Genomic DNA, 13,898 nt, shown 5'->3' on the forward strand with positions numbered 1-13,898 from the left:
TTTGTCATATTCAAAAATTGCTAAAATTCAATAAAAACCTTTGTATAAAAGAAAAACCCGCTATATAAGCGAGTTTTTAAGTGACCGCGGAAGGAGTCGAACCCTCAACCTTCAGAGCCGTAATCTGACGCTCTATCCAATTGAGCTACGCGGCCATTTTATTTGTGTGCAAAACTACTAATTTTTTTTTTTCTATTAAAATCTTTTTAATTTTTTCAATGATTTTTCATCATCCTTCAAATCTTCTTATTTAATAATGTTTTTTTTAAAACTTTTGACAGAGGAGTTTCTAAGTATTTATAGCTGAATAAAGAAAAAATACAAGCTAAAGAAGCAATGATTAGTGGTATAATAAGTATTTCTTTTCCAAAATAATCATATATGCTGTTTATGGTAGCCACTCCAATATGATAATGAATCAAATATAATGAATATGAGGCAACACCTAATTTACAAAGCCATTTAGTATTTAGAAAAGAAAGGTATTTTGGAAAATAAATGAAAATTAAAAACAATAATAAAATAGATAGGTAAATAAATACTAGCTTGATATCTTTTCCCCAGATGGCTAAAATAATCATCAAAACAATCATTATGCTTAAGTTCTTAAATTCTTTTTTATTAGTATATAGTTTATATAAAAATAGACCTATAAGAAACCATAAACATTCATGGAAAAATATGAAAGATCTGCTGACTAGTTTATAGTACTTAATTTTTTCGGGAGATACAAAATTCTGCAAAATACGATGCCCCATTTCACTCGAAAATAATAGAAAGATCGGTATACCAATTATGCAAATTAGTATATAATTTCTTATCATTTTTCTAGGCGATAAAAAATATAAAAAACCAATTATAAAATAAAAATTTACCTCAACCCATAAGCTCCAATAAGCGTTATCAATATAATAATATTTAGTATAGCCTATAAATATATTTATAACATTAGGATCTATAAATGTATTGGCTATTAAATAATTAATTATATTTTTAGAATTATAATATCCTTCACCTGTATATATATAACTAAAAAATAAGTATGTTAAAGTTGAGCATATAAACATACCCGGTGCTAATCTAATATATCTTTTTTTTAAGAATTGAAGATAATTTTTTGAGTTTTCTAATGAAATGGAAATAACAAACCCTGATATAATGAAGAAAATTTGTACTCCTAAATATCCATGAATAGCTAAAAATCTAATAATTTCATTTTTTGAAAAATTATAATAATGTCCTAAAACTACCATTCCTATAGCTAATACTCTTAATCCATCTAAAATAGGCACTCTTGAATTTTTCATATATTTTAATTTACTTATTGCTATAGATTTTTATATATTTTTTATCAGTTTTATAATTTCATCTGGTTTACTAACTATATATTCAGCTCCAAATTCTTTTAGTTCTTCTTCTGATCTAAATCCCCATAAAACCCCCACACTTTTTATACCCGAATTTACAGCTGTTTGCATATCTGTTCCCGTATCCCCAATATAAAGAATTTCTTCCTTATTATTTATGCCTATTTCATTCATAATATCGTAAACAATTTGTGGATTAGGCTTCATGGGTACATGAGCTCTTTGTCCTAATACGGATGAAAAATTAATTTCGTAAAAATATTTTTTCACTAATGATTGGGTTCCTTCAATAAATTTATTTGATGCTACTGCCAACTTTATGTTCATAGAATTCAATGTTTTCAACATTTCAATAACTCCGTTATATGGGGCTGTTTTAGATGCAGAATGTGTACTGTAATATTCTATAAATTCTTTTTTAACTCTTTCTACTTCACCAGAATTATTTTTTAATTCGGATGGTAATGCTCTTTCAATAAGTTTAGTCACTCCAGTACCAACAAAATATTTATATGAATCTAAAGTATGTACAGGAAAATGATTTTTTTCTAATATGTAATTACATGAATCAGCTAAATCATTTAGCGTATTAAGTAAAGTTCCATCTAAATCAAAAATAGCCAACTTAATCATAATTCAATTTTTTTATTTTACAAATATAGTTTTTAACAAATAGTTTAAATCACCTGATAAAGACCAATTTTTTACATAATTTTTATTTATCCTAATTTTATCCTTCCAAATTATAGTATCATTATACCATTGTGGATCCTCTACTTTTGATAGAATTTCCTCTTCATTTCTGTATTTAAGTTGGGCCGGACCTGTAATCCCAGGTTTTACTGAAAGAATAATTTTATCTTCTCCTTCTAATTTATCCGCATAACCTAATACATCCGGTCTTGGGCCAACCCAGGACATATCCCCAGTAAGAATATTTACTATTTGTGGTATTTCATCTAACTTATATTTTCTTAATAATTTACCAAGTTTAGTAATCTGCATTTTGTGAGTGGTAACCGATGAATCATATTCTCCTTTCATTGTTCTAAATTTAATTAAATTAAATGATTTACCATTTTTACCAACTCTTTTTTGGGTAAAAATTCCTATCATACCCGTATCGAAAGTAGCCACAATAAAAATAACTATCATGGGGATAAAAAATATAATTAAGCATGAAAATGCTAATAAATAATCTATTATTATTTTGTTTTGCTTCATAATATTAATCATACAAAATTATAAAAAGAAAAAGGATTCCTTGCGAAATCCTCTTAACATTTAATACCTTTTATAATTTATATAGATAAATATCCCAACGCCTATTAGAAAACTTTTTCACCATGTTGTGAAATATCTAAACCCAACTCTTCTTTATCCGGATCAACCCTTAGTGGGATACATTTATTTACTATAAATAATAATAATAATGTTCCAAAAAAAACAAATAATGAGACAGCAATCATTGCTATAAAGTGATTAATAAATAATGATGTCTCTCCAAAAAATAATCCGTTTGTAGGAATATCCTCGTTTATAGATTTGTCCGCAAAAACTCCGGTCATGAGCATTCCAACCATACCTCCTACTCCATGACAAGGAAAAACATCTAATGTATCATCTACACCGTTATTATGAAAAAATTTAACCATGTAAAAGCTTATTACACTTGTTATTAAACCAATAAATAAGGAATGTCCCAAGGAAATATACCCTGCTCCCGGAGTTATAGCCACTAAACCTACTACAGCACCAACACAAACCCCTACTGATGATAATTTTTTACCATTAATTTTTTCAAGAAATCCCCAAGTTAATGCACTTATAGCTGAGGCTGCGGTTGTATTTGCGAAAGCTAATACCCCTAATTCATTAGCTGCAAACGACGAACCTGCATTAAATCCAAACCAACCAATCCAAAGTAAACTGGCGCCCAAAATCACATAAGGAACTTGAGCGGCTGCCAATGTTGTATCCCTTCTTTTTTTTAAAAAAACAGCTCCTGCCAAAGCTGCCCAACCGGAACTCATATGGACTACTGTCCCTCCCGCAAAATCCAATATTCCTGCCTTTGCTAATATGCCTTCAGGGTGCCAGGTAGCATGTGCCAGAGGTGAATAGATAAAAATTGAAAACATGGTTATAAATAATAAATAACCCCAGAAATTTATACGTTCTGCAACACCCCCGGAAATTAATGCAGGGGTAATAATTGCAAATTTTAATTGAAATAAGGCAAATAAAAGTATAGGTATAGTAGGAGCTCCTACCCATACTGAAGTAGTACCAATCCCTTGCATAAACATATGAGGTAAAGGATTTCCAATTACGCCCCCTATATCCGGTCCGAATGCTAATCCGAATTCGAATATAAACCATAAAACGGTAATTGTTACCATTGCTATAAAGCTTTGAAATATAGTACTTATAATATTTTTACTATTCACCATTCCTCCATAAAAAAAACCAACGCCTGGTGTCATTAAAAAAACAAGCACTGATGCTATCAGCATCCAAGCTACATCAGCAGCATTAAAAGTTATTCCTGCTGCTACTGCCTTAGAAGATCCCACTGAAAACAAATAATTAGAAGAAAGGCTTACTAAACCTACAATTATTAAGGTTAAAATTAAAATATATTTACGCATACCCAAATTTTTATATAGCAAAATTAATTTTTTTTATTTAAAAATAAAATAAAGTTATATTTTTTGATGGATATATTTTATTTTTTTTAAAAATTATAAGATAAACCCCCATTAATATTTTTTTTATTTTAAATCAAGTGGCATATTTAGTAAAGATAAAATTCGGATAATCTAGACTATAGTTCATCTAAGTTATGTTGGAATATTTTTTATTTCCTTATTCTTAAAGATATGTATTATATATTATTAATAAATTATTTATAACATCCAATTATTACTTATCACATTCATATTAATAACAAAAATACACCAATAATTAAATTAAAATATTTATATGAAATTTATTTAATATAAAATTTATAAATATTTATTACAATATTTGTAATTAATTTAAAAAAACTTATAATTTAAGAATAGACCAGTCCATTAATGCTTAACTAACACTACCCGCTAAAAATTAAAACTATTTTATATATTTGATAAATAAATATAAAATAAATTATTATTATTACATTTAAATAATTACAAAATAATACATTTGATATATTTACATAAATATTTGTAAATTTATTTCTTAAAACTAAAAAATATTTATATATTTATCGTGAATTAAAATTATATTAATAAAATTTAAAATCCTATGATTTTAAATGAGTTACTAATTTTTTAACAACAATTTTTATGAAAAAAACATTTTTAACAATTTGCAGTATTTTAGCGTTGTATTCATGTAATAATGACGATTTACATGATGGATCTTCTTCTCCTGTATCTTCATTAAATACCAGAACAATTAACAAATCCGGTTCAGTAGAAGGAGTAAATTATTCTTTCAACAATGTGGGATTAAATCCTAACTTAGTTATTTTGAATTCTGAAAATGTTACCATTCTTAGTTCACAAGATGAACTGTCTAATGGATATTTCAATTTAAAAATTTTATCAGACGAAATTGGAAAAGAGATTATTCCCGGAAAAACTATTTACTTAATTACGGATGAAGATACATTCATAAGAAATATAACTTCCGTTTCTAAAAATAATGATATTTATAAAATAGAGACTACAGAACCTAGTATAGGTGATATTTTCGAAAGTGGTTCTTTAAATATTTCCTTAAGTGCTAACAATTTAGGAATAAACAAAAAAAGTTCATTAATAGCTCTTTCAAATTCTGTCGAAAAAGATTTCTTTTTTAACCCCCTAATTATTAATAAGGATTTTAGTTATGGAGGAATAACTTTTAATCCAGGGGCAACAATTGATAATGCTTTATCAATTAAATTAGGTTTCGCAAAGTCTCAAAAAATACCTAGCGAAGTAGAAATGTATTTGCAAACTAATTCTTTTATCAATCCAACTATTAGTTTTGATAAAGCCTTAAACAAAAAGTTCAATCACGATTTCATTAATGAAGTTCCTCAATTTATTATAGATTCAATAAAAAAAATTGAAAAAGATGTAAAAATTCCAAGCGGTACATATCTAGGAGACATTCCTGTTAAAATAAGCGTAAATCAAATAAATTTACCAACAGAAGTAATAGCAAATGTTCAAAGAAATTCTTATCTTAAATTTGCTACTGAAAGCAATACAAAAATTGGATTTAAATTATCTAATGGAGCCAATGGATTAAATACTAATTTTATATATGATAATTCAATAAAAAAAATACATAATGTTGACGGTGATCTTTTAGGAGAAGTTATTACCGATATGAAAATGACAATAATTCCTAATGTTAAAGTATTTAATACTAGCTTAATTGATGTTAATGGAAAAGTAATTTTGGGAGTTAAAACATTCAATATAGGAAATGGTAATATTAATCAATCATCCAATTTCTATACACAAGGTAACTTCTATTCTTCAGCTTTATTTACTTTTGGAGGTCTAGGAATCCCTGTTTATACAACTGACCTTTATAATAAAAACGAAGAACTTTGGAAAAAAGGAGAATTTAGTAGAAACATTACTTTTTCAAATTTTACTACCGGAAGCGCTTCTGCATTCCCGTGTAGCGGACTAACTTCATTCGGTTACAACATATTATTAAATTATAAATATCCTATAATGGGAAAAGTACTTCCAGGAAATTTAGAAATGACTTATGATGTTTATGCAGATAATGGAGCACTTCTTGAGTATAACAAAAAAATAACCATATCTCCAAGTGATGTAACAGCGGATAGTTTTAAGTTTTACATGTGTATTCCTTTCCGTAGAATCAATTTTTTCAATATTTCCAGAGTAAGTTACCTGAAAAATATTACTATTAGAGATGAAAACGGTTATTCTGCAAATGGAATATTAGATCCTATTTCCGGCAATACTGTTTCCGAAGTAAAATTTATAAGATAATCCTTCTAAATAATACAAAAAAAAGACAGGCAATTGTAATTGCCTGTCTTTTTTCTTTCTTCAAATTTTCAATCAAAAAAACATTGAATGTAAAAAAATTAAATTTTACCGAAAAGATCTACTTTCATCTTTAATATAAATATTCATATTTGATGCCTAGTCAATAAACTCCAAAATGTTTATTTTAAGAAGAAAACAAAATTATTATGATAAACCCCTTAAAGGAGTTACAGATTATTATTAAATTTGCACGATAAAATTGTTATTATGCAACTTTCAGAACAAGAACTAATTCGAAGAGAAAAATTACAAAAACTTAAAGAAGCTGGAATAAATCCTTATCCCGCAGCCGAATATAAAGTAACGCATACTGCAAAAAAAATAAAAGATCAATTTAAGGAAGGAGAGAAGGTTGTAATTGCCGGTAGACTAATGTCTAATCGTATACAGGGTAAAGCCGGTTTTTCTGAATTACAGGATACTACAGGGCGCATTCAGCTTTATTTTAACAGAGACGTAATTTGTCCCGGCGATGATAAATTTAAATATAACGATTTTTATAAAAAATTGCTCGATTTAGGTGATTTTATAGGTATTGAAGGAGAATTATTTGTTACTAAAATGGGAGAAAAAACCGTAATGGTTAACGACTTTCAACTTCTTTCTAAAGTATTACGTCCGCTGCCTCTTCCCAAAATTGATGAAGAAGGAAAAGTTCATGATGCATTTAATGATCCTGAATTACGATATAGAATGAGGTACATAGACTTGGTTGTTAATCCTCATATAAAAGAAATTTTTATTAAAAGGACTCGTCTCTTCCATGCTATGAGAACCTTTTTTAATGATAAAGGATATTTTGAGGTTGAAACGCCTATTCTTCAATCTATTCCCGGTGGAGCTGCTGCACGACCTTTTATAACCCATCATAATGCTTTAAATATTCCTTTGTATTTACGAATCGCAAATGAGCTATATTTAAAACGGTTGATCGTTGCCGGTTTTGAAGGGGTTTATGAGTTCTCTAAAAATTTCAGAAACGAAGGGATGGATAGAACTCATAATCCAGAATTTACAGCAATGGAAATTTATATTGCCTATAAAGATTATAATTGGATGATGAATTTTACCGAACAATTGTTGGAATATTGTGCCCAAGCTGTAAATGGAACAACTAAAGCAACATTTGGAGAGTATGAAATAGATTTCAAGGCGCCTTACGCCAGAATATCCATGACCGAAGCAATTAAAAAATTCACCGGATATGATATAACCGGTAAATCTGAAGAAGAATTAAGAAATGCTGCTAAAGAGATGGGGGTTGAAGTAGATGAAACTATGGGGAAAGGAAAAATTATTGATGAAATATTCGGTGAAAAATGTGAAAGTAATTTTATACAGCCAACATTTATTATAGATTATCCCAAAGAAATGTCTCCTTTAACCAAACAACATCGCAATAATCCGGATTTAACCGAGCGTTTTGAATTAATGGTATGCGGAAAAGAAATTGCTAATTCTTATTCTGAATTAAATGATCCAATAGATCAAAGGGAACGTTTTGAAGAACAATTAAAACTTTCAGAAAAGGGAGATGACGAGGCTATGTTTATTGATCAAGATTTTTTACGTGCCTTAGAATTTGGAATGCCTCCAACAGCAGGTTTAGGTATAGGCATGGATAGATTAATTATGTTCCTTACTAATAATCCTTCCATACAAGAAGTATTATTCTTTCCACAAATGAAACCGGAACAAAAAACATCTTCTATTGAACATTCTGAGGAAGAAAAGATGATCATCAAATTATTACAAGATAATAATTCCTCTATGGAATTAAATGAATTAAAATCCCAAACCGGATTAAGTGGAAAAAAATGGGACAGAGCCATGAAATCTCTTTCTAAACATTCACTTATTAAAGTAACTGTTAATAATGAGAATAAAACCGTTGAATTAATTTCAAGAAATTAATTTTTGATACAATAAATTGTAAAAGGCTATCATGTTTGATGGCTTTCACTTTATTAAAAATAAATAAAATTTTTTATTATCTACTTAATCTATAGGAATTAGATGATATTAATTTCATATTTATTATCTTTGTTTAAAATAAAAATAAATAAATGATTATGAAAACAATTTTTAAAAATAAAAGTCATGAATTAGTTAGCTGTATTGAAAATCTAAAAATAAATAATTCTGATTATAAACACGTTGCATCAGAATTATTTAAATATGATTTCAATGATTACAATGCCGCTTTTACTATTAACCAAGTGAATGTTCCAGAAGGAAGTTATGTTCGATTGCCTATATATGCAGATAAATGCTGTGCGATATTAATGCTATGGGGAATAAATAATAAAACTGCCATTCATGATCATTTGAATTATGACGGATTAATAAAAGTTTTAAAAGGAAATCTAACAGAGATAAGTTATATTGAAGATGAAAATTTCATAAAATATGAAGGAGAAGGAATAGCATCGGAAGGTGCTATTTTCCCCGAAGATTTAGGAGGTATTCATTCTGTTGTTAATAATTCTTCGGAAATTTCTGTCAGTTTACATATTTATCATACCCCTCAAACCTCTTTAAAGGGAGTTAGAATTTTTGACATTGAAAATAAGAAAGTGGCTGTTTTAAATGATAAGGCTACCTCATGTTCTTGGAATTTACCTGAAGATAATTATGCAAAAATAACTCAATTATAAAATTAAGTATAATGCTGTAAAATATTTAAATTCTAACTCTATCAGAGTTAGAATTTTTCAATTATTATCTATCGACATCCGTCATTTTTTATGTATCTATCTAAGGAATTAATTTATATCTTTTAACAAATTTATATTAGTCTTATTTTGCCTTTAAACAATCTTTTTAATAAAATATGGATCATTATCATTTTAGAATTACGAAATAAAAAAGCTATTTCACTTTAATGAAATAGCGTTTCTTTATAATTAATGTAAACTATTGTAAAAGTTTTTGAAGGTTTAAAGCATCTGAATTTTGAGGATCTACTGATAAAGTTTTGGTCAAATAACTTTCTGCCTTTTCTTTATTTCCTTCATGATATGCTTGGTAAGCAAAAAAAGTATAGGCAATAGCTAAATAAGCTTTTTCATTTGCTGAATGTTCTTTTTTGGGTTCAACCATTTCTATATATTTTTGAAAGGATTGGGCCGCAAGACCATTTTTATCATTATAATCATACGCATATAAAGCCATACCTTTTCCTGCATATGCTACTTCCCAAGTAGGAATTAATGAAATCAATTGGTCCCATGAAGCAACGGAACCTAAATAATCTTTAGCTTCATATTGCTCCGATGCTAATTTATACCATGAAGTAGTATCATTAGCATCAGCCGCTACTGATTTTTTCAAAGCTTCAATTTTGGAATTAGTAATGGAAGCTTCAGTCTTTATCCCTGGCTGCAATAATAAAAGGATGGATTGATAATCATAGGTCTTATCTCCATTGCTGATAGCTTTTGTTAAATTAAATATCGCAGCTTTTCTTAAATTCTCTTTTTCTTGCCCGATTGCTTTGTTAACTAACGAGGATTGTATTTTCCCTAAAACACCATAATCTGACCCTTCTCTTTTTGTCTCTGGTATAATTTGCAAATATTGATTTAAATTTTTGTAAGCTTCAGAAAAATCAGAATTCTCAATTAAATCCAAAGCTTTTAATTTATATTTTAACGGGTCGGATATATCATCCCAATTTTTAGCTAATATATCTAAAGATTTAGCATAATCTTTAACAAAATAAGACACTTTAGCCATTTCAAACTGTGTTCCGGAATCATTATTTTCTGATAAAGAAATATATTTTTGCAAGTTGTTAAATGCGTCATTATAATTTCCGATTTTTACATTAAAATTATATAAATATTTGTATGTTAACGGATAATTAGGATTAGTTTCAATAGCCTTATTAAAATTTTCAGCAGCCAACTTAGCTTGGCCATTAGTCCTTCCCCATATATTACCTATTAATGCATATGGGATAGATTTATCTTCAGCAATTCCCAATGCTTTGGTGTAATTGGAGACCGCCTTACCCGGATCTTTTTTTTCAAAATAAGCATTACCTAACAGTATATAATATTCGGACTTATCTTTATTCTTAACCAAATCTAATAATCTTTGGGCATATTCAATACTTTTATCATAATCGGTACTTTCCGGTTTATTATTAAATAATTGATATGCTTTTGCTATTTGGTATAGAATATCTGCATTTCTGTATTTTGAACCTTTAGCTATGGATTCAAAATCTGCATTCGCTTCGGATTTATTTCCCTGATACAATTTTATCGTTGCAAGTCCGATTCTATTAAAATCAGATTTAGAATCTAATGCTAACCCCTTATTAAAATTTTGTGAAGCAAGTTCTATATCCGGCTTAGAAATTGTTAAATAATATGCTCCCAAATAATAATAATTGTTTGCTGAGGGTGACTGAACTACTAATTTTTCGAAAGTATTCTTAGCTTTACTATATTGATCACTCCCTAAATACTTTATACCCTCCTGAATACTTTGTGCATTCAAAAATCCTGGTAACATCATAGCAGAGATTACAAATGTTGCACCTATTTCTTTTTTTATGTAATTCATTCTAAATCTTTATTTATTATAATTTTTTAACTTTATTTTATCTTTATGGTAATTATTATTTTAATTGTATTAATGTTGGTTATTTTTTAGGAATATTATTTCCAAATTTAACCTTAATGGAGTTCAATTCTTCTCTCATATAAATAGTAAGGTTGAAGACCTGCTCTTTTAACAATAAGCTGTCCTCTTTGAGAACCGCAGAATCTTGAAAAGCTACTACCTACTTTAAAACTGTCTTCGGCATTTAACAGAAAAACTCTCCTTGTAAAAGGATATATTCCTTCACGTAAGTTAGGTATAGTCGGATAAATTAATTCAGCATCCTTTTTTTTAATCGGTAATACTTTTACTTTTGAAAGAAATTGTTTAACTTCTTTGTTATCTGCTTCGCTCAATACATCTAAACCGATAATTCCAATATAAGAAATATTTTTACTGACAAAATTGATCACTTCTTTCCCATTTGAAAATGATTTTATCTTTTGATTTTTTACAAGTTTAAATCCTATTTTTTTTTTTAGATTATTAAAATTGCTTGAATTTCCTCCATCAAATACAAATTTGCTTTCATCCGAAATAATTTTTGATTTTAATGAAGTTAGGTCTATTTCATTAATGGAACTTTCTTTGGACACGACAAAAATGGTTGCATCACAAGCTATTTGAGTTGATATACAATTCACATTGGAATGATTATATAAAATCTTAGCTTCCTCTAAAGTTAAATCTCTAGTAGTCATGGCAATTGGCACCTTTCCATTCAAAAGATCCGCTATTACTAAATCTTCTACTTCCGGTTTAAATAAAATTTTTGATTCCGGGTACGAAGATTGAAAAACATCAACTAAGGCAGAGCCTAAATTCATCAGTGAAGGATCTATAGCTAAAGTTATGGTTCCTTGTCTATAGGCTTTTTTCTTTATTATATCTTCTTGGCACGAAATACATATAAATAGAAAAGCTAAAAATAATATGGGGCTAAATAATAATCTATTATTCATTATTTCTAATATATATTGCCGACCTATACGCTCTAAATGATCCGTATAAAATAAATAATGTTCCTAAAATCCAGGAGTATTCGAGTTCTAATTCAATAAAAAACTTTTTATATACAATAATTAAAATTCCTATTATAAAATACCCTATTCCAATAAATAGGGAAAGTGATTTATAACTTAGCTTCATACTTCTTTTTTTGAAGAATTCTAAATAACAAATATAAAAATATTTATTTACTTATTTTTGCAGTCACTATTTTTATAATCTTTTTTAAAATAAATTTTATGGATTTTGTTATTAATACATTTTTTGACTTAGATTATGTTGCAAAAAAAATAATTTCAAATTCAAAATATAAAATTTTTATACTTAATGGAAATCTAGGTTCCGGAAAAACAACATTGGTAAAATATTTATGTAAAACACTGGATTGTACAGATACTGTTACAAGCCCAACATTTTCACTGGTAAATGAGTATCTTTCACCATCAGGAAGAATTTTTCATTTTGACTTATACCGAATTAAGTGTATTGAGGAATTAATAAATATTGGCTTTTATGAATATATAGATTCAGGAAATTATTGTTTTATAGAATGGCCGGATATATGTATAAATGAATTACCCGAACATCATAAAATTTTATTAAATTTGATAAATCAAAATAGGCACATAACATTTAAATAAAATGGGTATTTACACACCTTTTTCTGAAGAAGAGCTTATTCCCCTGGAGGAAAGAATTGAAGTGATAAAAAAAGGAGGAAAATCTAGTATTGGTATTCCTAAAGAAGATCATTTGATTGAAAGCAGGATTCCTCTCACACCGGATGCCGTATCGGTTCTTACTTCTAATGGTATTGAAATAATAATGGAAAGCGGAGCAGGTTTGGGAGCACATTATCCCGACACATTATATTCAGAAGCAGGTGCAAAAATTTCATACGATCCCAAAGAAGTTCTATCACAACCCATTATTTTAAAAGTTGAACCTTTACATCTAAATCAGATAAAACAATTACTACCTTATTCTTATGTGATTTCTGCTATTCAAATTAAAACTCAATGTAAAGAATATTTCGAAGAACTTTCTAAAAAAAAGATCACTGCTTTAGGTTTTGAATATATTAGAGACAGCCATAATGAATTATCCATTGTTCGACTTATAGGTGAAATAGCTGGAGTTTCGAGCATACTTATAGCCGCTGATTTACTATCATCGTCTCATGGTGGCAATGGACTTTTATTAGGAGGCGTTACCGGTGTTAGGCCTTCTAATGTAGTAATTATAGGAGCAGGAAATGTCGGAGAAAGCGCTGCAAGATCGGCCTTAGGTTTAGGAGCTACTGTTAAAGTTTTTGATAATTCATTAACTCGACTAAGAAGATTTCAGGAATTATTGGGAAGACGACTTTACACCTCAACTATAGATCCGAAAGAACTTAGTAAAGCTTTAATTCGATGTGATGTAGCAATAGGTTGCTTAAAGGGGGAACTTAGAGCTCCAATTATTGTACCTGAAAATATTGTTAAAAGAATGAAGCCAGGTTCGGTAATTATCGATATAAGTATAGATAATGGAGGTGTTTTTGAAACATCAGAAATAAATGCTAAAAATGAGGCCTTTATTAAACATGAAGTTCTTCATTATTGTGTTACCAATATAACTTCTAAATTTGCAAGAACCGCTTCCAAGGCTTTAAGTAATTTCTTTTTAAGCTATTTTCTTAATTTAAATAATCAAGGAGGGTTTGAAGCTATGTTTAGAAAAAACCGTGGAATTTGTCAAGGGATTTATATGTATAAAGGTAGAATAACCAATAGACAAATTGCCTCTTGGTACAACCTTACTTATCAAGACATTCATTTATTAATCATTTAAT

At 28.3% G+C, this 13,898-nt stretch carries 11 protein-coding genes and 1 tRNA gene; 5 read left to right on the top strand and 7 right to left on the bottom strand.

What is annotated here, in order from left to right; all coding sequences use genetic code 11:
* Window positions 1-81: 81 nt before the first annotated feature.
* The 5 genes from ASC36_RS04285 to ASC36_RS04305 all read right to left on the bottom strand — a co-directional run bounded on the left by ASC36_RS04285 (window position 82) and on the right by ASC36_RS04305 (window position 4,018).
* Window positions 82-155, bottom strand: a tRNA-Arg gene (locus tag ASC36_RS04285).
* Between the two features lie 81 nt (window positions 156-236).
* The gene (locus tag ASC36_RS04290; RefSeq protein ID WP_055425263.1) at window positions 237-1,307 is read right to left on the bottom strand and encodes an acyltransferase family protein; all 1,071 of its coding nucleotides are present in this window, start codon (window positions 1,305-1,307) and stop codon (window positions 237-239) included.
* Between the two features lie 30 nt (window positions 1,308-1,337).
* On the bottom strand, window positions 1,338-2,000 hold the full coding sequence (locus ASC36_RS04295; RefSeq protein ID WP_055425264.1) for an HAD family hydrolase: 663 nt from the start codon (window positions 1,998-2,000) through the stop codon (window positions 1,338-1,340).
* A gap of 12 nt (window positions 2,001-2,012) precedes the next feature.
* Entirely contained in the window at window positions 2,013-2,603 is a 591-nt protein-coding gene (locus ASC36_RS04300) for a sugar transferase (RefSeq protein WP_260182342.1), read from the bottom strand.
* Between the two features lie 92 nt (window positions 2,604-2,695).
* Window positions 2,696-4,018, bottom strand: a complete 1,323-nt coding sequence (locus ASC36_RS04305; protein WP_055425266.1) for an ammonium transporter — start codon at window positions 4,016-4,018, stop codon at window positions 2,696-2,698.
* Window positions 4,019-4,699: 681 nt separating this feature from the next.
* Between ASC36_RS04305 and ASC36_RS04310 the strand changes: the two genes are divergently transcribed.
* The 3 genes from ASC36_RS04310 (at window position 4,700) to ASC36_RS04320 (ending at window position 9,096) form a co-directional block, all read left to right on the top strand.
* On the top strand, window positions 4,700-6,379 hold the full coding sequence (locus ASC36_RS04310) for a hypothetical protein (protein WP_055425267.1): 1,680 nt from the start codon (window positions 4,700-4,702) through the stop codon (window positions 6,377-6,379).
* Window positions 6,380-6,646: 267 nt separating this feature from the next.
* Window positions 6,647-8,353, top strand: a complete 1,707-nt coding sequence (gene lysS, locus ASC36_RS04315) for a lysine--tRNA ligase (RefSeq protein ID WP_055425268.1) — start codon at window positions 6,647-6,649, stop codon at window positions 8,351-8,353.
* Window positions 8,354-8,511: 158 nt separating this feature from the next.
* Window positions 8,512-9,096: a cysteine dioxygenase gene (locus ASC36_RS04320; RefSeq protein WP_055425269.1), complete on the top strand. Its 585-nt coding sequence runs from the start codon at window positions 8,512-8,514 to the stop codon at window positions 9,094-9,096.
* 259 nt (window positions 9,097-9,355) lie between these two features.
* Here ASC36_RS04320 and ASC36_RS04325 read toward each other — a convergent pair whose 3' ends face one another.
* Entirely contained in the window at window positions 9,356-11,014 is a 1,659-nt protein-coding gene (locus tag ASC36_RS04325) for a tetratricopeptide repeat protein (RefSeq protein ID WP_055425270.1), read from the bottom strand.
* A 113-nt stretch (window positions 11,015-11,127) separates the two neighbouring features.
* Window positions 11,128-12,015 carry a PstS family phosphate ABC transporter substrate-binding protein gene (locus ASC36_RS04330; protein ID WP_055425271.1) on the bottom strand — a complete coding sequence of 296 codons (888 nt, stop codon included), beginning with the start codon at window positions 12,013-12,015 and terminating at the stop codon, window positions 11,128-11,130.
* A gap of 285 nt (window positions 12,016-12,300) precedes the next feature.
* Here ASC36_RS04330 and tsaE point away from each other — a divergent pair, with 285 nt between their 5' ends.
* Both tsaE and ASC36_RS04345 read left to right on the top strand, forming a co-directional pair.
* Entirely contained in the window at window positions 12,301-12,702 is a 402-nt protein-coding gene (gene tsaE, locus ASC36_RS04340; protein ID WP_055425273.1) for a tRNA (adenosine(37)-N6)-threonylcarbamoyltransferase complex ATPase subunit type 1 TsaE, read from the top strand.
* 1 nt (window position 12,703) lies between these two features.
* A complete protein-coding gene (locus tag ASC36_RS04345; protein WP_055425274.1) occupies window positions 12,704-13,897 on the top strand; it encodes an alanine dehydrogenase in 1,194 nt (397 codons plus the stop codon).
* Window position 13,898: the final 1 nt, after the last annotated feature.

This window comes from Apibacter mensalis (genome assembly GCF_001418685.1).
GTDB classification, from domain to species: Bacteria; Bacteroidota; Bacteroidia; order Flavobacteriales; family Weeksellaceae; genus Apibacter; species Apibacter mensalis.